The organism is Marivirga arenosa, assembly GCF_030503875.2.
In the GTDB taxonomy this organism is placed as follows: Bacteria; Bacteroidota; Bacteroidia; order Cytophagales; family Cyclobacteriaceae; genus Marivirga; species Marivirga arenosa.
The window spans coordinates 2235479-2257548 of the sequence record NZ_CP129968.2 but is presented as its reverse complement, the minus strand read 5'-3'; the positions used below and the strand labels follow the sequence as shown (position 1 = coordinate 2257548).

Sequence of the window (22070 nt, the reverse complement as noted above, 5' to 3'; positions counted from 1 at the left end):
CTACGACTACAATGAATTGTTTTGGAATTATATAAATGGTCAGAAAACAGAATTACTGGAAATATTCCCTAATATTTAAACTACCTTTTGATCAGTAATTTTCCTGAAGAGATAATTTCCTCTTGATTAGAAATACGATAGAAATATAAACCTTCCTCTAAGATTTCAATTTGCAAAAAGTTGCGATCTCTTGGAATTGAGAATGAGCCTATTTCCTGCCCAGTGGAGTTTATGAAAGTTATGATTGCATTTGGTAGTTCTTCTTTCGAAAATACCTTTAAATCTTCCTCTGTATTCCAGGGATTCGGATAGATTATAAAGTTGGAATCTTTTACATAATAGGCTGATTCCGTTTGACTAATTATTTCTTGGCCATTTTCAAAATGAATTACAATTCTATAATAATTAAATCCATTATCTGGATTTTCATCCAAATAGATATTTTCGAAATTTTCAGGAGTAAAGGTGCTGATAACATTCCAATTACCATCACTCAAACGCTTTTCAATGGATAGTTCTCTTATTCCATTTAATGAAGCTAATTGGATGTTTTGATAAATCCCCTCTGACTGTACTGTTTCCAAATAATAGGAGTTTAAATAACAGTTTGCACCTTGTTGAGTATAATTAATTAAAACCCCATTTATTAGTGCTTTATCATTTTTGAAAGCTTGTACTTTAAAATAATCACTCTCTATATTCGATTTAAGAAGGGTAATACTCGAATCTGATGTTTGGCTAATAGTCAATAGTTCGTTGGAATTTAGATTATAAACTTTATAATAATCTGCACCTTCAATCCTGTTCCAATTCAAAGAAATTGAATCACTACAGTTTAAACCTACATTTAAGCGAATAGGGCTAGAGATTGGAAAAGTATCACTGACAAAGCTCTCTTGATTGATCTCCATTTTTAACTGTGCAAAATCATTATAGATAATTGGATTCCATCTATAATTTTCAGCTGAAAGATTTAGATTCTCCTCTATTAATGTCCATTCTGATTCTCCAACCAATTTAAAAAATAAATTAGCTTGAGCCTTGGAATCAAAAGTACTCTCCCATCTAATATGAGATGCTGTCTCACCGTTATAAGGAATGTTATCTTTAAATGTGGGACTTGTCCAACTAAACTCATTTTCTGTAATCCATTTATAAGCAATTGAATAGGGCTGAGTAATATCAGTAGTTTGATTAGTGCTTACAATTATCTTAACTGAGTCAGTTTCAATCTTGTTAATATAAACTTGCTCTATATTATTAATATGATCTTCACCTAATGTTGCAGAGGAACTTAAGGCTTCAAGGCTAGCCTCTGTAGATAAAACCCATGGCAAATACTCCTTACCATTAGCATCAATTAGCTTTAAATCTAAATCATTTACTAAAGCATATGCATCATTAGGAGATGCTGGTGGATCCGTCCATACCAAGGTCATTTTTAATTGAGAAGCATTTATTGGTCTTTTTAAAGTATGTGTATTTTTAATATTAACTAATTCGGATTCTATATAGCTTTCATTATAAATTGCATTAACACTCGAATAACTATTTAAACTTCCAAAACCAGTTTTGTGATCAGGCCCTAATAATCCAATATCATCAGCTTCGTTTATCAAAATAGCTTTCAACAATGCTGAATTTAGTTGGGTATTATACTTATCCTTAAAAGCTTGTTGCATTAAAACAGAAGTTCCACTTACTAAAGCAGCTGCGTTTGAAGTACCCGCCATACTGTAGGCCACCAATTCTGGTTTTATTCTTCCATCAAATGCTGGTCCATTACTGTTGAAATCGATTAAATTCATAGCAGTATCCACAGCTCCAATGGTCAGAATATTTTTTGCCTGCTTAAAGTTTCCAGTAATATTAGCATAACCATTTATATTGACATACACTCCCTCTTGGGCTGTTTCTAATCCTGAATTACCAATTGAAAAAACATTAATTATTTCTTTATGTTCAAATGCCAGCTGATCATATAAGGCAGCATCCACTCCATAAAAAGACTCAATCACAGTACCATAAGAATGGTTTTGGGTTTGGATATTATTATCCGAAAAATAATCATAATTATTAGGACTAACTTCTGCATTGGAGGAAGAAGTATGTTGAGCATTTGTAGCAACTCCTAAACCTGTCAGAAAAGAATTACCATTTCCAGCAATCATAGTTGCCATTTCTAGAGCATGATTATCAGAAAACTCACTCTCAAGACCAGTCTGAATATATCGACCCTGTAAATCTATATCTTCAATAGTATAAAAAGGCTCCCTTACACTTACTACTTCACCTGACCCATCCAATTCTTGATAATAGGCTTGAATGGTATTTATTTTATTTGGATTTAAATTTAGATCCAGCACTCTAGCCTCACTTTTGACATTTTGAGGCACTTTCTCTATGTAAGAAATAAATGATTTATTTAATAATTCATCTAAAATAACATTATCTACATGAATTTTAAAAAACTGATTTTGAGTCAAAATAGTATTTATCTTAGGGTTTGAAGCAAGAAAATTTTTACATTTTTGTTTATCTTGACTTTCAATCCAATATACTCCGTTTAATAAGTCATTATTTAAAATTGTTATATTAGAAGATTTCTTCCAGTTATTATTTGTTTTATAAATAGAGATATCATTTTTTGAAGTCTTATATCTTAATTCAGCTAAATTATCAACCCTAACTATATAATCATTATTTTTTAGTCTTCTGATTGAAGAAAAATTCTTCTTTAACAAATTAGAATCAGAGTCAAAATGAACCAAGTAATACTCTTGATTTTTTATACTATTCAGAGATTCTTGTTTATCAATAATATAATTCCCTCTTGAATTGCTGCTTATTCCTTGACCATACAATGGGAAATTGTTAACGATTAGGAAATATAAAAATAAAGAGTAGAGAAAAAGATTAATTTTAAAACTAGCCTTCGTTAATAAGTAAGATTTCATTCAGTTTTGGTTAAATCATCACCATATCAATATTATTATTCAAATATTTAATATGATTTATCATCTTTATTCGAAATTATTTAATGTAATATTTTTCCTTTTCGAAATAATTACAATATGTTGCAAACCTAATCAAAATTTTATAAAAGTTATGACAAATTTAAGAAAAGGCATTACGCTTGCTATTGCTTTCGTAATGACAACACTACTAATGACTTCATGCCAAGAAGACGAAATGGCAAATCAAGTAGACAACACAGTTGTTTCTGATCAAGTAATAAAGCAATTGACCCAATTAGGCTTTGATCCTTCTGATGTTTACAAAGAAAAATTCAATAATCCTCTTACTGGTGATCAAGGTTTCAACTATGTTGTTGAAGGTGATATCTTAATAAGTCAGGAACAATTAGATGAAATGTCTAATAGTGAAATTTTTCATACAGGAAAATTTGCAGAACAATATAGAACTTCAAACCTAGTAAGTCAAAATCGAACAATTAATGTAATCGGTTACACTGCAAATAATGCAAATGGATTAGATTCTAAGATGAGAACTGCATTATCATGGGCAATAGATAATTATAACGCATTAAATACTGGCTTAACGTTCACTCTTACTTTTGGTTCAAACTTCAGCCCTTTTGATATGGTTGTTTACAGAGTAAACGGATCCGGTGGTGGAAGCGCAGGTTTCCCTAGTGGAGGTAATCCAAACAAATTCATTCAAATCCAATCTGGAACTAGTAATTTTGACACCAACGTAGTAGAACACGTTATAGGTCATGAAATAGGTCATTCAGTTGGATTAAGACACACTGACTGGTTCAATCGTTCTTTCTCTTGTGGTACAGGCGGAAGTGAAGGTACTGCTGGAGTTGGTGCAATTCATATTCCTGGTACTCCTACTGATATCGACCCTAATTCATTAATGCTAGCTTGCTTTAGTGCAAATGAAGATGGTGAATTTGGTCAGTTTGATAGAGTAGCACTAGAATTTTTATATTAAAACCTAGTTTTACGGTATATTAGAAAAGGTCAGCAAATGCTGACCTTTTTTTATATCTATTATTTTTGAGGAGGTCTACTTGGCCTTACCTCTATTTTGCTTGGCAATGTTCTCGGATTTAATTCTAATAAATCTACTACCATCTTACCAATATCCTCTTTCTGTATTTTCCAATAATCATCTTCGTTAGGTTCATGATTATTAAAGTAAGTAGCTACAGAACCCGGCATTATAGTGGAAACATTGATACCATATTGTCTTAAATCCATCATGACAGCTTGTGTAAATCCAGTTAACCCAAATTTACTGGCATTATATGCTGAACCTGAAGGGAAGAAATTAGTACCCGCTAAACTAGAAATAGTGAAGAAATAACCACCATTTTTCTTTAATGCTTCAACGCTAGATTTAATAGTATAGAATACACCCGTTAAGTTTGTATCGATCACTTCATTCCACTGATCGACTTCCATTTCATCTACGGGAGCAAAATGACCTAGACCTGCATTCGCAATAACAATATCAAGCTTACCCCATTTGTCTAATACAGCATTTACACAAGTTTGTTGATTTTCGAATGATCTTACATCAGCCTGAAGCCCTAAAACCTCACCTTTAGCATTTTTCGCTAAAGATTCTGCAGCTTTATCTGCTGCCTCTTGACTTCTACTTGTAATAGCTACATTTACACCCTTAGCAAGTAATGCCTCAGCAATTCCATACCCTATTCCTTTACTTCCACCTGTAATTAGTGCTGTTTTATTTTCTATAATTTGCATAATTTGATTTTATTTTCATTTAAACAACTGATTCAAATTCGATAGGTTACAGAAAATAGTGAGGAATATTATTTTTTAAGCTTAAAAATATAGCCTACACCTTTAATAGTTTTGATATATTCATCACCTAAAGCTTGTCTTATTTTTAGGATGTGAATATCAACCGTCCTTAAACTAACTTTTGATTCACCTCCCCAAATATCTTCTAATAATTGTTCTCTTTTAAATACTTGGTTAGGGTATTTTGCCAAATGCAATAGAATATCAAATGATTTGGATTGAATAACTATTTGATTTCTATTTGGAAGCTTATAAAGTAAATGGTGTTTGATATCAAAATGCAAATCTCGGATTTGATAATCCTCCATAGAAGCAGTTCCAGAAGTGATTTCTTCATCATTAAAAAATTTTGATATTCTATGTTTAAAAGCCATTTTTCTCAATGGTTTTTTCAAAAAGAAATCAATTCCTGTATCATAACTCAATATCTCATACTGTTCATCAGAATTGGATGTTAACGCAATTAATGTAGGATCATGCTTACAATTATTTTGCTGATTTTTGAAATATTTGAATAAGCTGATACCATCATAATTCTGGTTAGCAACTTCTGAGATGACAAGTAAAGGCTGGATTTTGTTGGCAAGTTGAATGGCATGATTTGTATCCAGAGCAAGGGATACATTAAAATTTTCAGATTCTAATACATCTACTAAATCTCTAAGCGTATTTTTATCATCATCAGCAATTATGGCTGTTTTAGCAGGGTTCATTTTTTGTCTGTTCCAATTAACTCTCTACTAAGTTTGTAAAAAATATAATTAGTAGTACATCCAAATAATGAAATTAAAATGAATATAACCTCTTGTTAAAATAGGCTTAATATTGAGAACCGAAACTGCGAAAATTGATAATAAACGGATAATCTAGGAATACACTAACCATTATTACCCGTGAACTTTTCTATAGTAGCTGCTCCTTCTGCACTAATTCCTTCCGCTTTGAATACTTTAAAAATAGTCAAAAAGATGATTTTTAAATCGAGCCAAAAAGACTGGTTATTAACATACCATATATCATATTCAAATTTCTTGCTCCAGCTTATGGTGTTTCTTCCATTAACCTGAGCCCATCCTGTAATACCTGGCGTTACTTGATGTCTTTTCGCTTGCTCGCTATTATACAATGAAAGATACTCTACCAATAATGGTCTGGGGCCTATAAATGACATATCCCCTTTTAGAATATTTAGTAGCTGCGGTATCTCATCCATGCTGGTCTTTCTAACTATTTTACCAATCCAGGTAAGGCGGTCCGCATCGGGTAATAATTCTCCTTGCTCATCCTTATCATCACGCATAGTTTTAAATTTAACAAGCATAAATATTTTTTCATTTTTGCCAGGTCTTCTTTGAGTAAAAAAGACTTTCCCATTTTGAAAAATTGCTAATAATAAAGCCACTAAAATGAATATTGGACTAGCTACCAAAAGTGCAATTAATGCAATAAGCTTATCGAAAAAAGGCTTTATGAAATTCCTATACATATTATTTGATTACTCCTAAATGCATTATTGCATCACCTTCATGAACTATTGGATTATGATTTAAACCGATGACATAACCATTTACAACAGATTTAATTTTACTTTTAAAGCCACCAAAAGGATCATGAATATGACCTAATAATTGATTCTTTTTGATTGCATCCCCACTTTTTACAGCGGACAAAAACACTCCAGATTTCTTAGCTCTCACCCAAGAAGAGTTTTTAATGATTAAATTCTGATATGGTGCATTTTCTGCCTCATCCCTCATTCCTAAATGTTTCATCATTCTTTTTGCTCCATTGATTCCTTCTTTGATAGCGTACTCATCAAACCTGGAAGATTCACCCCCCTCATAAACTAATATGTTTTTACCAAATTTATTAGCTGTCTGTCTTAATGATTTAGGTCTAAACTTTGAATCCAAAGTGAAAGGAGCATGAAAGGCTTTCGCCAACTCTACATTCACATCATCCTTCATCATACATCTTATTTGAGGATAATTTGTTCTATCTGCACCGCCTGTATGAAAATCTATACCATAATCGATTACTGGCAAAATCTCTTTAGTTAAGAAATAAGCCATTCTTGCAGCTAAAGATCCATTTTTATTACCGGGGAATGATCGGTTAACATCTTTTCCATCTGGTACATACCTTGAAAAATAAATGAATCCATATACATTTATAATGGGGATGCATATTACAGAACCTATTTTCGGGATATGTTCGTTTTTTTCAATTATCCTTCTTACGATTTCCGAACCATTAATCTCATCACCATGCAATCCTCCCATCAGTAATAATGTAGGGCCTGGCTCTGATGATCTAGCAATTGTTATGGAAACGTCTATAGGAGTATGAGAAGGTAAACGTGCAATATTTACATCAACCACTTTCTCTTCACCTGGCGCTATTTCTACACCATTTATATTCATTTATTGAAGATTAAACCTCTATGTAATCGATTGTTATTATATAGAAGTGATTTATTTTTAAAAGAAAGGTACCACCAGATTATGGCTGAAACTAGTAATCCTATTGAAGCTCCAACTAGTGTATCCACCATAAAATGCTGGAATAGGTATACTCTTGATACAGCAACTAGTATAGCTATCAGCATATAAATCACTTGTAATAATTTGTTTTTAGTTATTAAAATCAAAATAGTAGCTAATGCAAAAGCTGAAGCTGTATGGCCACTGGGCATTGCATAAAGGCTTTTCAAATCAACTCCTTCCACTAAATTAAATGAGCTTAATTTATCGGCATAATAATCTGCTGGACGAGGTGCTTTAAAAACGACAATCTTTAAAAACTGGATAATTAAAAAATGAATGAGCCCTGTTAAGGTTAACAGTATAGCATAATAAAATCTATACATGAGCAATATAATGCCCACCACTACAAATATATGCCACTCACCTACCAAGGTGATAAAACTGAAAAAGGAGTCTCCGAAAGGATTATGCTTTTGATTTAGCCATAAAATGAAAGTTCCTTTCTCAAAAAATAGAACCAAAGAAATAGCAGTCAAAAAGTAAAGTACAAACATTAAAAATGCAGGACTCTGTAGTTTATCTTTTATACTTTCCATTCAAATCTTAAGTATTTAATGGTTTCACCCGCTTTTGAAAATTTCCTTTCATAGCGAGTACTGATACCATAATGCTCTTCTAAATATACTGAATTATGTAAATCATCCATGAAATGTAAGTCTTTAAAATCAGTTCTGTTGGCAAGCACTTCATTCAAAGTCCATTCGTATAAAGGAGTATTATCTGTTTTTAAATGTACACGACCATTTCCTCCTTGTATGTTTTTATATATATCCAAAAACCTATGAAAAGTCAACCTTCTTTTTTCATCTCTATCTCTAGGCCTAGGATCTGGGTGAATAATCCAAATATCTTTTACTTCACCTTTAGCAAACATTTGTTCCAAATCTAGAATGAAGTTTCTGGCGAATGCTACATTTTCTAAACCTTCCTCTAAGGCTTTTGTGCTCCCTTGCCAAAGCCTTTCCCCTTTAATATCGACACCTACAAAGTTTTCATTTGGAAATTCCTTAGCAAGCCCAATCGAATACTCGCCTCTTCCACATGCTAACTCTAAGTTGATAGGATTTGAATTTTTAAAGATTTCATTAGCCCAATTTGATTTAATGTTAGAATATCTATCATCATCATACTCAATTACATTATGACGATTTCTTAAATCTTCAAACCTTTTTAACTTCTGTCTACTCATTTTATAATTCAGGAATTTCAGCGACTGCAAAGGTAGAACCTCCTACAAAAATTAAGTCTTTGTCACTAGCATTTTTTTTAGCAGCCTCATAAGCTTCTTCAATTGAAGAATATCTTTCACCTAGTAAATCATATTCCGAAGCTTTGTTTTTTAGAATTGAAGCCTCTAATGCTCTTGGTATTTTTGCTTGAGTAAAATAATAGCATGCATTTTTCGGAAGTATAGATAAAACCTCATCTAATTTTTTGTCATTTACAGAGGCAAAAACGAAATGAAGTTTTTCCTTTTCTTCTTTATCTATCATCTTTATCAAATGTTCAAAAGCGGCATAATTATGGCCAGTATCAGCAATAATCTTCGCTTTGTTATAATCATTTGATATCCGTTGCCATCTTCCTTTTATACCCGAATTTACTATTACATTTTTTAAGCCATCTTTAATATGTTGCTCTGAAATGCTATAATTTTGTTCATTCAAAATGTCAATAGCCGTAAATACAGATTTAAGATTTTGCAATTGATAGCTTGCTGACATTCCTAATTCAAAATCAATGGATAAATCGTTTTTAAGACTATTTGCTCTACATTTCCAATGTGGGATCGTCTCCTCTATTGTAGAAATATCATAATATTTGGAAGCATCGTTATACGGAGCCCCTTTGGAATCAGCAATAGATTTAATAATTAACCTAAGTTCATTTTCATTCACTGAAGTAATAATAGGGGTTTTTTCTTTTATTATACCCGCTTTCTCTTTTGTGATTTCCTCTACAGTATCACCCAAAAATTGCTGGTGGTCTAAACCAATTTGAGTGATAATTGATAATTCTGGATTAATGATATTAGTACAATCTAATCTACCTCCCATGCCCACTTCAATCACCGCAATATCCACTTTTTCTTCAGCAAAGTAATCGAATGCCATTGCAGTTGTTAATTCAAAAAATGAAGGTTTTAATGATTCAATTATAGGTTTAAACTTTTCTACATATTGAATAACTCTAGATTCTGGAATTGGTAATCCATTAATCCTCATTCGTTCTGTAAAGCTCTTAAGGTGAGGAGAAGTATAGAGGCCTGTTTTATAGCCTGCTTCTTTTAAAGCCGATGCAAGAAATGATGAGGTACTCCCCTTACCATTCGTACCTGCAACATGAATATACCTCGTCTTTTCATGAGGATTATTTAAGTATTTTAATAATTCAATTGTGTTGTGTAAGTCTTTTTTATAAGCAGCACTACCTACTCTCTGAAACATGGGTAATTGCTCGAATAAAAAAGCTTCTGCTTCTTGATAGGTCATCATTTAATTAGATCGAATCAAAAATGTAATGGTTCCTTTAGATTGAGGAGCAGTTCTACCTCCTGACGTTCTGCTGAAACTTAATTTAGCTACTTCATCTTGGTAAATTTTAACCACCTCAGCAGATACAGTAGTCTCAATAGCCCGTACAGAAATGACCTCTCCATTTCCGTCTACTCTAATCTCAAATACAATTTTACCACTCTGCTGTGAAGTATCATTTGGTCTGGGAGGAGAATCCCATTTCCAACCGGCCATATCCAATGAGCTTCCATTTCCACCACCCTGAGGCCCCATCATAGCCTCAGCATCTACTTGCCCGTCAGAATTTCCTTGATCCCCTTTGTTGTTGGTAGTTTCTCCTTGTGAATCATTATTACCAGGAAATAAAGCATTAGGATTGGCTTTTGGTTCTTCTTTCTTCTCTTCTACTTCTTCTTTTTGAGTTTTTTCCTGCTTTTTTTCTTCTTTCTTCTCTTCAACCTTTACAGGTGATTCTTGATTACTAACTACCTCTTCAACAGTTTCTTCTGCTACATCTTCAGTAGTATTCTCACTCTCATCAATCACTTCTTCGGTTTCAGCACTTTCATCAACTGACTCTTCGGTATTTTCCTGTACTTCTTCAACAGGCTCTTCTTCAGTCACTTCCGTTTCTTGACTTGCAATGGGTTCATCACCTGATCCCGTATTATCCATACCTATATTTAATTCTATCCCATATTCTGGAAGAGGTGGATAAGGCTCCTTCCAAGCGGTTACCCATAGGAATAGCAGGAGCAGCAATATGTGTAGCCCTAATGATACGGATATTCCTATTATCCGATTTTTCTTTTCTCTATGTACATAATCACTCATTCGGTTGTGCAGCAATTGATACTTTTGCTTTTAATGAGGCTGCTATTCCTGCTACTTTTACTAGATATTCTGTAGGAACAGTTTTGTCGATATGTAAAACTACAACTCCTTCGTCCGCATTTCTTAATTCTCTTTGAATAGCAGTTTCTAGGTCAGAAACAGCAACTCTCCTATCATTAACGAAATAAAGCATATCTGCTGTTATCGTAACGCTAACTTTTTGCATTACGATATTGGTAGATTTACTGGAAGGCAAATTAACCGGTAAACCAGAAGGCGTAATAAAAGAAGAAGTAAGCATGAAAAATATAAGCAACAAAAATATGATGTCAGTCATCGATGACATGCTAAATGCTGGATCTACATTATGTCTTGATTTCATTGACATAGCACCTTACTTATTTAGATTCTTGTAATAAATCAATAAACTCAACCGAAGTATATTCCATTTTATGGATTACTTTCTGAACTTGAGTAACTAAGTAATTATATCCTAAATAAGCAATAATACCCACCGAAAGACCTACAGCCGTTGTGATCATGGCCTCATAAATCCCTTCAGATAATAATTTAGGACTAACTGAGCCTTCTTCCTGTGCAATGGCTATAAAAGCTTGAATCATACCCGTAACAGTCCCTAGGAAACCAATCATAGGTGCCGCACCTGATATTGTAGCTAATAGAGAAAGATTCTTTTCTAATCTGTAAATCTCTACTTTTCCTACATTTTCGATAGACACCTCAATGTTTTTAAGAGGACTACCAATTCTAGAAACTCCCTTCTCTAACATTTTAGCTATGGGGGTTTCATTTTGACTGCATAGCATTTTTGCTTCATCAATCTTACCATCAGAAACCAAGGATTTTACCTGATCTAGAAGGCCAGTCGGTGTCTTGGAAGATTTCTTAATGGTTAATACTCTTTCAACAAAAATTGCAATTGCCGCTGCCGATAATAACAAAAGGGGAATCATAACATATCCCCCTTTTAAAAGTAAGTCAAACAAATTAACGCTGTTTTCTTGAGCGTTTACCGCTGCAGAATCTGCAAGGGTAGTAACTTGTAATAGTGTCATATTTTATTTTATCAATATTTCAAAGGCCAAGGTTGTTCTTTAAATTGTCCTGATAATTCTGTAGCTCTTGTACTAGCTGCAGCAAAACTTTCAGTTTCTTCAATAGCCACTCTATTGAATTTACTTTTTCCAAATGGAGGAATGATATAAGCATTCGTTCCATCTTTTATAAGTTCTTCTGCATAGTCCTTCGCAAGATCTTCATCAAAGAAACTTCCTACAACAACATATGAACGACCTGTTCTAGAATTTAGTGTATTCACTACTCCAACTTCTGGTTCTTCAGGTTCAATAACTTCTGGTTCTTCAGGCTCAACTGGTTTTTCAACCACATAAGTTGTTGTATCTTGAACTGGCTCTTCTACTACTGGCTCTTTTTCAGGCTCTTTTAGGAAGAAAAAATATACTAAAGCAACTGCAGCAATTATAATAATTGATAAGGTAATAATAATCGGAGCAGCTGATTGCTTTTTAGGTGGAGTATAAGAAGCTACTGGCTTTTTTTCTTCTTCAGTAGCAGTTGGTTCTTCTTGAGTTTCATCATCATCGTCTCCAAATGGATTTGGATCATAATCTTCCATGGAAAAAGGCTCATCAGAAGTCTCTGAGGTTTCTGAAGTATCAAATGAAGTTTCTACCTCTTTATCATCCTCAGTAGTGTTGAAGTCATCAGATTGATCAGAATCGCTTTCATCATCTAAATCAGGCAAACCGAAATCCTCATCATCTTGATCCGGTCCATTATGTAAGTTTTCGTCTTTATACTCTTCGTCTTTTTTGTCCTTCTTGGCCATGTTCTGGTAATTTAAGGTTTACTCTAACTTAAAAGTATTAAAAAATCATAATACTTTATCAATAAACTATAATTTTTCAATAAAATCAATACTTATTTATAAGTACATTTAATTACAAAAATCAAATATAATGGCAAATATTGATTTTAAAAACATTAAAATGAATATGTGAAACCTCCCAAAACTTGGAACCCACGGTTAGGATAACCCAAGAAATACTCATATTTGTTGGCTATCAGGTTATTAGCATGTAAGAAAATCTGGCTTCTATTGCTCAATTGATATGCTAATTTTATTCCTAAATCATATATGGGTGGTATAGCTTCATCTATATTAAAGGAATAATTAGCATTTTCTTCTAAGAATATATTTTCATTGTTCATAGCACCTTGTAAATGTGCATTCAATCCTATTTTTAGTTTGTCAGCAATTAGATAATCTGAATTCAGCTTGAGTTGAAACTGTGGTCTAAATGGCATTAATTGATTATCGCCAACATTATAATAGAAATAGTCTCCTCTTAAATCTATATTCAAATTATCTAGATTGGTAGATAATGCCAAGTAAGCATTGGCTTCGGTATTTTTATCTATAAAATATCTAGGAGCATATCTTAATTCACCCTCCGATTCATCAAAAATAGCAGTAAAACCGTAATTATATTGAACAGATGCAATACTTCCTCCTACTTCATAGCCTAATACATTACTGATGGCACCATTCACTCCACCATAGAATTTTACAGGCATTAAAGTATTAAATACTGGAATGGTATTGTCTAAATAAGGATTTTCATTTAAGAAGCTTCTATATTGATTTGCTCTTATATCACCTTTAATTCCAATAAATAAACTTAATTTATCGAACACAGTATACTCAGCATTCAAATCTGGAAAAAGATGTGTCTTGCCCAAATTCTCTAATGTGTCGTTTTCATAGGCAATAATAATTCCCGCCTTTATTCTCAAATCATTCCAATTATAATAGATGCCAGGTTGGAAACGAATTAAATTCCTATTTTGACTAGAATCTATTGCATTGAAATTAAGGTTAGAGAGAAATCCATTTAGATTGAAATAGGCAGAGATGTCTTCATTAATATCATAACTATTATCTAAGGCATAGTTAAATGAAAACTCTGAATTTTCAATATTAGAAAATAGTTGATATGTATTTAAGCCCAACTTATAATGGTAATTAGAATTATCATTTCGATCTTCTAGTTTTATATTAGCTCCAATTGAATGATAGGTTCTTTGAATACTATCTCGATCTACTTCATTTACTAAGGTTGTATCATAACCATACAAATAGTTATTATTTCTTTCATAAAATGCGTCAGCTGAAAGAGCTGCATTTTGAAATATAAATTTTCCATATGGATTTATGTTTTGATATCCGGAGCCTGAATTCCTTCCATCAATAGGTCCATTAGCAAAGCTTTGATGTAGTAGATTTAAACCATAGCTTTTATCTTTATTTCTTTTGCTAGAGAAATTGCCTTCAAAATATGAAGCTCCATAATTTCCACCCCCTAATTTTACTTGGCTTCCATATAATTTCTCAAGTTTTTCATCTTGAATAGTCAAAACTCTAATCCGAGGAGACAATTTATTAAGTTCAGGAATAAACTGTTTTGAATTGAATTTCACATCAATGGAAGATTGACTTGATTTAGCATTCGGCACTTTTTTAAAATCTCTATTTACCCTTGCTAAATCAATCTTTCTATCCTTCTCAATGATCACCTGAGAATCCTCTAGATCACCTTCTTGATTCCAATTATCCTGAGCTAAAACAGCTATTGGAAAGCTTAAAATGACAATTAAAACATATTTTAACATATTAATTCTTCGTTGAGTCATTTTCAATTACTTCATTCATTTCTAATGAGTTGCTAATGCTATCATTCTTTTCACTTGAAATATTATCCGTTTCAATCCCATCTAGCCTGGCCTCCTCCTCTTTAATCAAATCAAGCTTTAATTGAGCTTCATCTTTTAAAATTTTAGAATCTGAATTCTCAATAATAGAATTCAAGGTTGCCTTAGCCTGAAAAGACTCTCTCATTGCATAATAATTATCCGCTATTAATAAAAATGATTTGCCTAACCATGTTGAATAAGAATTATACGTTTTATTCAACTCAAACAAGGTATTGATGGATTCCTGATATTCCTCAGAATTATATTGCATCAAGGATATCATATATTTTGATTCAGCCGCATATTCATCCTTTGCTGCATTTACAGCATTTTGGAAACTCACTTTTGCTTCATCATACTTTCCTTGATAATAGTTAGCCATTCCCTTATTTAAATAGGCTTCATTAACCGCATTAGCATTAACGGCTGCTTCTTTTATAATTAAATCAGCATAATAAATCATTTTACTATAATCAGATTGAGATTTAGCAATCTCCATTAAACCCGTATAAGCATTGAATTTATCTTTCTTATTCTCTGAATTATCTAGTAATTTTGAGAAGTATAATCTTGCTTTATCATAGGCTTTATTCTGTAATTCTATTTCTGCTATTTTAAGAATTGATCTTTTATTAAAAGCCGTATTATTGGATTCAACTACCTCGTAAAATAGATCCAAGGCTTCATTGAATTGGTTATTTCGGTAATAGGAATCCGCTAGATAGTATTTAGCATCTGCTGTCAATGAATGATCAGGATAATTGTTAATGTAAGCTTGAAAAGAAGCAATGGCACGATCGTACTTTTGATTAAAATACAATGACTGAGCAGCATCAAATTCAATTTTAGTTACTTCCCCATCATTCGGATTAGCATTTTTATAGGCTGTTAGATATTGATCAAGATCTTCCTCCTTATTCATAATGCCATATAATTCCTGCAAACCGGCTAATGCACCATTTGCTGTGGAATGAGTCAAATAATTATTAAGGATTAGCTTATAGTCACCTTCAGCTTTTTCATATTGCTGTAAATTAAAATAGGCAAGCGCTCTTTTAGCATATGAATAGGGTCTTAAAGGACTTTGTGGTAGATTTTTCAAAAGATTTGTAAACCCATTAATTGCAGTTTGGTACTGCCCGGATTCAAATGCCAATTGCGCTTTTTGAAAAATCGCATTGTCGTAATAATTCGAGTTTTTATAGTCATTTATTATCTTATCAAAACTCTGGTTCGCTAAAGTATTTTTTCCATTTATCGCATTAATAACTCCTTTTTGAAAATAAGCATAATCAATATTAGCATTCTTCTCACCTATCGCCCTTTGATAATAATCTAATGCTAATTCATAAGATTTAGTCACATAATAACAATCCGCTAATCGAATTAAAGCATCTTGATAGTAAATTAATTTTCTTCCATTTTTAACATAAGCATTAAAATACCCTAATGCTTTCTCAAATTGCTTATCATTATATAATGCATGAGCAATTCCATAATTTAAACTTAAAAACCAATCATCATTTTCAACACTATAATTAAATGATTTTTGGTATGCATTGATGGCGTCCTGATACTTTTTTCCCGTGGAATATGACTCTCCCATCCAAAAGTAAGTCTCTCCTAATAATGTTTTATCCTGAGGATATTCTACAGATTTCTGAAATAACTGAACTGCCCTGAAATAATTCGCCTGGTTGAAGTATTCTGCACCCTGTAAAAAGGTAACTTTCTGATAGGCTTGTTTTAGCTTTAAAGATTTACTTTGGATGGACTCTATAAACTCAATTGCCTGATTGTATTCATTTGAATTTAAATAAGCTTCACTTAATAATTCCTTAGCTTCCGTTACATAATTACTATTCGGGTATTGTGATATAAAAGATTTTAATTCAGAAACTGCTTTTGATACATTAGATTCTTGTAGATAAAGCTTCGCAAGTTGAAAGTGACTTTCTTCAGTAATGCCCCTATTAAAATCTAGCAATTTTGCTTGCTCATAGGCATTTGCGGCATATCTGTAATTCTCATTTTTAAGATATAGCTCTCCTAAATAATAAGCATTAAATTGAGATAGAGAATCTTTTTCTATACCTACTTCTTCAAATAATTGAATTGCTTCTTTAAAGTCTTTTTGCTGGTAGGCTACATACCCCATTCGATATAATAATTCCCGATCAAGCTTTGATCTGCTCGCATCCCTGTATTCCTGAAAATATTGATTTGCTTTGCTGTAATCATTTTGATTGAAATAAGCATCTCCTATTAACAATTTGATATTCAAAGCATCAATCCTACTTAACTGAGGAAGTAATGTTTCAGCATGTTCTATTAAAGCCTTATAATCTCCTTTTTGATAATAGATGTTGGCAATCATATTGGCAGTAGAGACTTTGTAAGTATCATTATCAGCAGCCCTTTCTAAATCAATTAATGCATTATCAAAATTCCCTTGATTAAAATTGATGTATCCTGCGTAGTAATTTGCAGCAGATTGATACTCATTATTTCTTCTTTTCAATTGATTGAAAAGAGGTAATGCTTCATCAAATGCTCTTCTGCTAAAATAGGAATAAGCTAATTTGAATTGATAGTCTTTTTGATCCTCTTCATTTAAAACACTATCATCGGTTTTTTGATAGTATTGAATGGCTTTTGCATAATTCTTTTCCCGGAAATAGAAGTTTGCCAGTTCAAAATAAGCCTCAAGGGCTTTAGGATGTGAGGGATTTGATTCTACAAAGGATTTAATTCTCTTTTCCCCATCATTTTGATAAAGGTAAATCGATATTAAGGCACCGTAATATTCTGCATTTTTAGCCTTTAACTGATCTGCATTTTTATGCTGAACATATTCTTCGAATTTATGTTGAGCAGCAGAATATTGTTTATCCTTATATAAAGATAATGCATTACTGTAAATGTCATTTTCACCTTCATTTACAAAAGCATATTGGCTAAAAAGAGTAAATGGGAATGCTATTAGAATTCCTGCTATTAAAATATTTTTAATCATACTTCCTGTTGTATGCAATACCTAAATTATATTAAATAATCGTATTAGCTGTTGATTAGTTAACTACTAAATCAGCTTTTTATTTTAATTGATATACTTAATGCATCAATTTATATACCAATTCTTTCATCAACTGTGATTCGTTGATATTTGCTGTTACTCCCTTAAACATTAAATCAGCTTGGAAAATATGGTTTAGATTCTGAATTGTTTTACCAAGATTGTAGCGATTTACAGCTACTATATAATCTTTCGCAAAAAAAGGATTTACTCCAGCTGCACTCGCTACACCTCTTTCACTTTTATCTCCAGAATGATGTACTAGCAGGAGTTTTGTGAAAAATGAATGAAGAAAACCAATATTCACTACTGCAGGATGATTTTTGGGGTCTGAGGCAAAATAATTAAGAATTCGATTTGCCTTCAAAGCATTCCCCTTAATAATGGCTGATTGTAATTCAAATATATTGTAATCTTTATTGATACCAACATACTCCTGAATTAAAGCTTCTGTTATTTCTGAAGGTTCGTTAAAGTTTACAAGTACTTTATCAATTTCATTAGATAGGCGCTCTAGGTTATTGCCAATATATTCAGTTAATAACATCAGAGCCTGCCTATTAATACCATGTCCTTTTGATTTCACATACTGAAGAATCCAATCCGGCACTTTATTCTCATATATTTTATTAGATTCTAATAGAATAGTGTGCTGCTGCAAGCTTTTATATATCTTCTTTCTCTTATCGAGCTTTTTATGCTTATAACAGAATACTAAAACCGTTGAAGCTTGAGGACTTTGAAGGTAATTTTCAAGTAAACTAAAATCGAAATTGCTTTCAGTGAATTCACCCAAATTCTGAGCTTCCTTGACAATAATGACTTGCCTTTGGCCCATCATAGGAAATGATCTGGCAGCAGAAACAACTTGATTTAACTTTACATCTTTTCCGTATAATATTTGTTGGTTGAACCCTTTCTCACTTTCATCTAAAGCATTCTTCTCGATATAATTACTGATTAAATCAATAAAATAAGGCTCTTCACCCTGTAAGAAATAAACCGGTGCGTAATTTCCGTTTTTAAGATCGGCCAGTATTTGCTCTGCTGATTTTGCCATACGTGCGAATATAATCTATTGCAATTTTGTATTGAAATTTATTTGGTAATAGTTGGAAGATGGAAGTTGGACGTTAGTATTGAATTAATCAAATAAAACAAATGACATACTTATATTAGAATTAGTGGCTATAAATAAGATACTGTTAAAACATGCCAACAAGTAAACCATTCAAACTTGTTAACGTACTCTTTCCTTCATCCTTTCAAGGATATGATAAACGGCCGGACATATTTCAGCATTTTTGAAGGTCTTATTTAGGATCTGGTGCATGCGCTTACGATTAGTATGAGGATACTCCCTACATGCTGTTGGCCTATTCTTGTACACAATACATTTGTTATCATATCCTAAAAATGGACAAGGTGAAGAGTTTAAGACGTAATCATGGTCCTCATCAATATGTAAATACTGGTCAATAAATTCCGGGACCTTCATTTTTAGAGCTTTGGCAACTCTTTCAATATCAGACTGCTGGAAAATGGGACTGGTAGTTTTACAGCAATTAGCACAATCTAAACAATCCATTTCATCAAATACTTGAGCATCTAATTCATGGAACTCATCATCAAGCTTTTTCCTTTTTCTTAATGCTTTATAAAAATCCTTATTATTGGACTTGTATTCTTTGCTGTTTTCTTTCCAGTTATCGTATAGTATTTTACTCATTCCGAATTTATACTAAATAAATCCCATCAGATTTGATTGTAATTTTCTTCTCTTTGTAAAGATGTCCGATCTGTCTTTTAAATTCTTTCTTACTCAAGCCAAACATATCATAAATCTCTTCTGGTTTAGATTTATCATGATAAGGCATAAAACCATTATGATCCCTCAATAATTCTAGAATCTCTTTTTGCTTCTCCTCCTTCTCCACTTTCCATTGAACATCAATTTTTCCATCTATCCTGATAGATTTGATCTTACCTTTTCCAGACATCCCTATATCTAAAGGATCAAAGACTGTATTTTCATATATCAATCCTTTATACTGTTGATTTATTACGACTTCATAGCCTAAATCCGTAATTCTGTATATTAAAAGGTCTACTTCCTGACCCTCTTCTAAATCACCAGATCCTTCCTCTAAAAAGGATTCAATATGCATAGAAGCTACAATTCGCTCTGTTTTAGGATCGAGTGTTACATAAGCTACTATTAAGTCCCCTACCTCTAATTCATCGGTCTGCTCTGAAAATGGAATCAATAATTCTTTTTCCAATCCCCAATCTACAAAAGCACCAACTTTAGTTACTTGTCTTACTTCAAAAAGACTAGCTTGATTTAATTCAGCTAAAGGTTTTAAGGTGGTGGCTATAGGTCTTTGAGCAGAATCTTTATATATAAAAACCTCTATTTCATCATCTATATTCTTATTTTGAGGAACGTATTTATTGGGTAGTAATACATCTTCCTCGCCATCGCTTAAATATAGTCCTTGAGGGGCCTCACGGACAATTTTTAAATTATTCCATTTTCCTAACACTAACATGCCTGCAAGTTAAGCTGCTTTTATGGAATAATGAATATAGAAATGAAATTTAGCTTGAGGATGCTTAGTTTATAACTCTCTCCATTCGGATTGTCCTACCAATTTCAATTTGTTGTAAGCCCAAACAGTCTGTTTCTCTACAAAATTCTAATTGAGAGGATACTTTGTAAATAAGGCCTAGTGAAGCAGCGTATACTTCAATTCTTTGATCATAATTAGATACAGAATCTTGATTATCTTCTTGAATGACTTGAACAGTACTTTCAAAGGTTTGATCTCCTAATTCATAAGGTTGAAATGCTTTAAAGATTTCAAATTCATCTTCTTCAAATTCCTGAGGAAGTCCATTCCATGATTTCCCTTCCGAAACAGGAAAACTAAGCTTTACTTCTTCAGAATTACCAATTTTAAAACTTGCTAATTTGTCCGATCTTTCTTTTACTATTGAAGATAAAATCTCCTTATTACCAGCCTGATCTAATTTATAGCGATACCCCTCTAATTTAATACGATTCTGCAAAGAAATAGAATCAACCCATTCATCTTGAATTTGATAGCGTAATGTATCAATAGAGCCATCATTATTGTAATTGATTTCTTCTACTGAGTATAATTCAGATTCATTGACATTTAGAGGAAAGAACTGTAGCCCCAATATTTCTTTATTTGGAGCTACAGTAGAATTCTCACATGATGCAAGAATTAAAAAGAGACTAAATAGAATTAGATAAAGCCTCATTTTTTATTTTTTGTTGATTGAAAGAAGAATGAATCCAACCACCACCAATCACATCATCTCCTTCATAGAATACTGCAGCCTGACCAGGCGCAATAGCCGGAACACCTTTGCCAAAGAACACTTTCATAGTATCTCCTACTTGCTCTATTACAGCGGGAGTCCCACCATCATTATATCTAACTTTAGTGACCGTATCTACCCTATCATCTAATGATGCATATTTGCTCATCACAAGATTTTTAACATACATACCATCACGAGACAATTCATCAAAAGTACCTAGAACCACTCTGTTCTTATCCTTTTGTATTTCTGTAACATAAACGGGATAGCCAAGCGCTATACCTAAACCTTTTCTTTGACCCACTGTGTAGAAAGGGTATCCTTCATGCGTACCTACTACGGTTCCATCCTCTAATACGAATTCCCCACCTTTCACCTCTTCTTCCAGGCCATCTACTCTTCTTTTCAAAAAGCCTCTATAATCATTATCCGGTACAAAGCAGATTTCGTAAGATTCTGATTTATTCACTAATTCATAGAACCCTCTATCTTCTGCCATTTTACGAATTTCAGGCTTTGTTAAATCACCTAAAGGTAAAATCGTTCTGCTTAAACTTTCTTGAGATACACCCCAGAGTGCATAAGACTGATCCTTATTCAAGTCTTTACCTCTTGAAATAACATATCGACCATTTTCTTCTCTCACTTTAGCATAATGTCCGGTTGCTATATAATCACATCCTAATTTATCCGCTCTTCTTAATAAGGAATCCCATTTAATGTGCGTATTACATAATACACAAGGGTTTGGAGTTCTTCCAGCTAGGTATTCATCCGTAAAGTGATCGATTACATAATCTCCAAATTCTTCTCGGATATCTAAGATGTAATGAGGAAAACCCAAATTTACTGCTAAATTTCGGGCATCATTGATAGAATCTAGACTACAACATCCAGTCTCTTTTTTTGAACTTCCTGAGGATGCATAATCCCAGGTTTTCATGGTCATTCCAATAACTTCATAACCTTGCTCGTGTAGTAACACGGCTGCCAATGAGCTGTCAATTCCTCCGCTCATGGCTACTAATACTCTTCCTTTTTTACTCATAATTCACGGTTTCACAGGGTTCACAGCCCTGCTTTGGTGATACATTTATTTTCAATTGTCAACATCTTTTGCTGACATTAGTTGCAAAGTTAAGCAAGA

At 32.7% G+C, this 22070-nt stretch carries 20 protein-coding genes; 1 reads left to right on the top strand and 19 read right to left on the bottom strand.

The features are described 5' to 3' along the window. Nucleotides 1-80: 80 nt before the first annotated feature. A complete protein-coding gene (locus QYS47_RS09785) occupies nt 81-2957 on the bottom strand; it encodes a S8 family serine peptidase (protein WP_322345822.1) in 2877 nt (958 codons plus the stop codon). A gap of 151 nt (nt 2958-3108) precedes the next feature. Between QYS47_RS09785 and QYS47_RS09780 the strand changes: the two genes are divergently transcribed. Beyond that, nucleotides 3109-3963 (top strand): M57 family metalloprotease, encoded by an 855-nt coding sequence (locus QYS47_RS09780; protein WP_322345821.1) that lies wholly within the window; start codon nt 3109-3111, stop codon nt 3961-3963. Between the two features lie 59 nt (nt 3964-4022). Here QYS47_RS09780 and QYS47_RS09775 read toward each other — a convergent pair whose 3' ends face one another. The 18 genes from QYS47_RS09775 to mnmA form a co-directional block, all read right to left on the bottom strand. Then, complete coding sequence (locus QYS47_RS09775; protein ID WP_322345820.1) at nt 4023-4742, bottom strand: SDR family oxidoreductase; 720 nt, start codon at nt 4740-4742, stop codon at nt 4023-4025. Between the two features lie 68 nt (nt 4743-4810). Beyond that, the gene (locus QYS47_RS09770) at nt 4811-5515 is read right to left on the bottom strand and encodes a response regulator transcription factor (protein ID WP_322345819.1); all 705 of its coding nucleotides are present in this window, start codon (nt 5513-5515) and stop codon (nt 4811-4813) included. A gap of 164 nt (nt 5516-5679) precedes the next feature. Continuing rightward, nucleotides 5680-6288, bottom strand: a complete 609-nt coding sequence (locus tag QYS47_RS09765; RefSeq protein WP_322345818.1) for a sugar transferase — start codon at nt 6286-6288, stop codon at nt 5680-5682. 1 nt (nt 6289) lies between these two features. After that, complete coding sequence (locus QYS47_RS09760) at nt 6290-7225, bottom strand: succinylglutamate desuccinylase/aspartoacylase family protein (RefSeq protein ID WP_308356741.1); 936 nt, start codon at nt 7223-7225, stop codon at nt 6290-6292. Further along, on the bottom strand, nt 7222-7884 hold the full coding sequence (locus QYS47_RS09755) for a phosphatase PAP2 family protein (RefSeq protein ID WP_322345817.1): 663 nt from the start codon (nt 7882-7884) through the stop codon (nt 7222-7224). Before QYS47_RS09755 ends, QYS47_RS09760 begins: the two co-directional genes overlap by 4 nt. Then, nucleotides 7872-8537 (bottom strand): tRNA (guanosine(46)-N7)-methyltransferase TrmB, encoded by a 666-nt coding sequence (gene trmB, locus QYS47_RS09750; protein ID WP_322345816.1) that lies wholly within the window; start codon nt 8535-8537, stop codon nt 7872-7874. The genes QYS47_RS09755 and trmB overlap by 13 nt, the downstream gene beginning before the upstream one ends. Before the next feature lies 1 nt (nt 8538). After that, nucleotides 8539-9843, bottom strand: coding sequence for a bifunctional folylpolyglutamate synthase/dihydrofolate synthase (locus tag QYS47_RS09745; protein ID WP_322345815.1), 1305 nt, complete (start codon nt 9841-9843; stop codon nt 8539-8541). After that, nucleotides 9844-10698, bottom strand: coding sequence for a hypothetical protein (locus tag QYS47_RS09740; protein WP_322345814.1), 855 nt, complete (start codon nt 10696-10698; stop codon nt 9844-9846). Further along, nucleotides 10691-11086: an ExbD/TolR family protein gene (locus QYS47_RS09735; RefSeq protein WP_322345813.1), complete on the bottom strand. Its 396-nt coding sequence runs from the start codon at nt 11084-11086 to the stop codon at nt 10691-10693. Before QYS47_RS09735 ends, QYS47_RS09740 begins: the two co-directional genes overlap by 8 nt. Before the next feature lie 10 nt (nt 11087-11096). Next, nucleotides 11097-11774: a MotA/TolQ/ExbB proton channel family protein gene (locus QYS47_RS09730; protein WP_308356746.1), complete on the bottom strand. Its 678-nt coding sequence runs from the start codon at nt 11772-11774 to the stop codon at nt 11097-11099. A gap of 11 nt (nt 11775-11785) precedes the next feature. Beyond that, nucleotides 11786-12568, bottom strand: a complete 783-nt coding sequence (locus QYS47_RS09725; protein WP_308356747.1) for an SPOR domain-containing protein — start codon at nt 12566-12568, stop codon at nt 11786-11788. A gap of 155 nt (nt 12569-12723) precedes the next feature. Then, a complete protein-coding gene (locus tag QYS47_RS09720) occupies nt 12724-14433 on the bottom strand; it encodes a TonB-dependent receptor (RefSeq protein WP_322345812.1) in 1710 nt (569 codons plus the stop codon). Continuing rightward, a complete protein-coding gene (locus QYS47_RS09715) occupies nt 14414-17509 on the bottom strand; it encodes a tetratricopeptide repeat protein (RefSeq protein ID WP_322345811.1) in 3096 nt (1031 codons plus the stop codon). Before QYS47_RS09715 ends, QYS47_RS09720 begins: the two co-directional genes overlap by 20 nt. 97 nt (nt 17510-17606) lie before the next feature. Next, nucleotides 17607-18629 carry a DNA polymerase III subunit delta gene (gene holA / locus QYS47_RS09710; RefSeq protein ID WP_322345810.1) on the bottom strand — a complete coding sequence of 341 codons (1023 nt, stop codon included), beginning with the start codon at nt 18627-18629 and terminating at the stop codon, nt 17607-17609. A gap of 180 nt (nt 18630-18809) precedes the next feature. Then, entirely contained in the window at nt 18810-19298 is a 489-nt protein-coding gene (locus tag QYS47_RS09705; protein WP_322345809.1) for a YkgJ family cysteine cluster protein, read from the bottom strand. 7 nt (nt 19299-19305) lie between these two features. Beyond that, nucleotides 19306-20121 (bottom strand): CvfB family protein, encoded by an 816-nt coding sequence (locus QYS47_RS09700; protein WP_322345808.1) that lies wholly within the window; start codon nt 20119-20121, stop codon nt 19306-19308. Between the two features lie 64 nt (nt 20122-20185). Continuing rightward, the gene (locus QYS47_RS09695) at nt 20186-20860 is read right to left on the bottom strand and encodes a hypothetical protein (protein ID WP_322345807.1); all 675 of its coding nucleotides are present in this window, start codon (nt 20858-20860) and stop codon (nt 20186-20188) included. Beyond that, complete coding sequence (gene mnmA, locus QYS47_RS09690; RefSeq protein ID WP_322345806.1) at nt 20835-21971, bottom strand: tRNA 2-thiouridine(34) synthase MnmA; 1137 nt, start codon at nt 21969-21971, stop codon at nt 20835-20837. Before mnmA ends, QYS47_RS09695 begins: the two co-directional genes overlap by 26 nt. Between the last annotated feature and the right edge of the window lie 99 nt (nt 21972-22070).

Coding starts and splice junctions, on each gene's coding strand:
- holA (WP_322345810.1), bottom strand. CDS start 18,629: ATGGCAAAATCAGCAGAGCAAATACTGGCCGATCTTAAAAACGGAAAT.
- QYS47_RS09740 (WP_322345814.1), bottom strand. CDS start 10,698: ATGAGTGATTATGTACATAGAGAAAAGAAAAATCGGATAATAGGAATA.
- QYS47_RS09705 (WP_322345809.1), bottom strand. CDS start 19,298: ATGAGTAAAATACTATACGATAACTGGAAAGAAAACAGCAAAGAATAC.
- QYS47_RS09760 (WP_308356741.1), bottom strand. CDS start 7,225: ATGAATATAAATGGTGTAGAAATAGCGCCAGGTGAAGAGAAAGTGGTT.
- QYS47_RS09755 (WP_322345817.1), bottom strand. CDS start 7,884: ATGGAAAGTATAAAAGATAAACTACAGAGTCCTGCATTTTTAATGTTT.
- QYS47_RS09730 (WP_308356746.1), bottom strand. CDS start 11,774: ATGACACTATTACAAGTTACTACCCTTGCAGATTCTGCAGCGGTAAAC.
- QYS47_RS09715 (WP_322345811.1), bottom strand. CDS start 17,509: ATGATTAAAAATATTTTAATAGCAGGAATTCTAATAGCATTCCCATTT.
- mnmA (WP_322345806.1), bottom strand. CDS start 21,971: ATGAGTAAAAAAGGAAGAGTATTAGTAGCCATGAGCGGAGGAATTGAC.
- QYS47_RS09695 (WP_322345807.1), bottom strand. CDS start 20,860: ATGAGGCTTTATCTAATTCTATTTAGTCTCTTTTTAATTCTTGCATCA.
- QYS47_RS09785 (WP_322345822.1), bottom strand. CDS start 2,957: ATGAAATCTTACTTATTAACGAAGGCTAGTTTTAAAATTAATCTTTTT.
- QYS47_RS09720 (WP_322345812.1), bottom strand. CDS start 14,433: ATGACTCAACGAAGAATTAATATGTTAAAATATGTTTTAATTGTCATT.
- QYS47_RS09745 (WP_322345815.1), bottom strand. CDS start 9,843: ATGATGACCTATCAAGAAGCAGAAGCTTTTTTATTCGAGCAATTACCC.
- QYS47_RS09725 (WP_308356747.1), bottom strand. CDS start 12,568: ATGGCCAAGAAGGACAAAAAAGACGAAGAGTATAAAGACGAAAACTTA.
- QYS47_RS09770 (WP_322345819.1), bottom strand. CDS start 5,515: ATGAACCCTGCTAAAACAGCCATAATTGCTGATGATGATAAAAATACG.
- QYS47_RS09765 (WP_322345818.1), bottom strand. CDS start 6,288: ATGTATAGGAATTTCATAAAGCCTTTTTTCGATAAGCTTATTGCATTA.
- QYS47_RS09780 (WP_322345821.1), top strand. CDS start 3,109: ATGACAAATTTAAGAAAAGGCATTACGCTTGCTATTGCTTTCGTAATG.
- trmB (WP_322345816.1), bottom strand. CDS start 8,537: ATGAGTAGACAGAAGTTAAAAAGGTTTGAAGATTTAAGAAATCGTCAT.
- QYS47_RS09775 (WP_322345820.1), bottom strand. CDS start 4,742: ATGCAAATTATAGAAAATAAAACAGCACTAATTACAGGTGGAAGTAAA.
- QYS47_RS09700 (WP_322345808.1), bottom strand. CDS start 20,121: ATGTTAGTGTTAGGAAAATGGAATAATTTAAAAATTGTCCGTGAGGCC.
- QYS47_RS09735 (WP_322345813.1), bottom strand. CDS start 11,086: ATGTCAATGAAATCAAGACATAATGTAGATCCAGCATTTAGCATGTCA.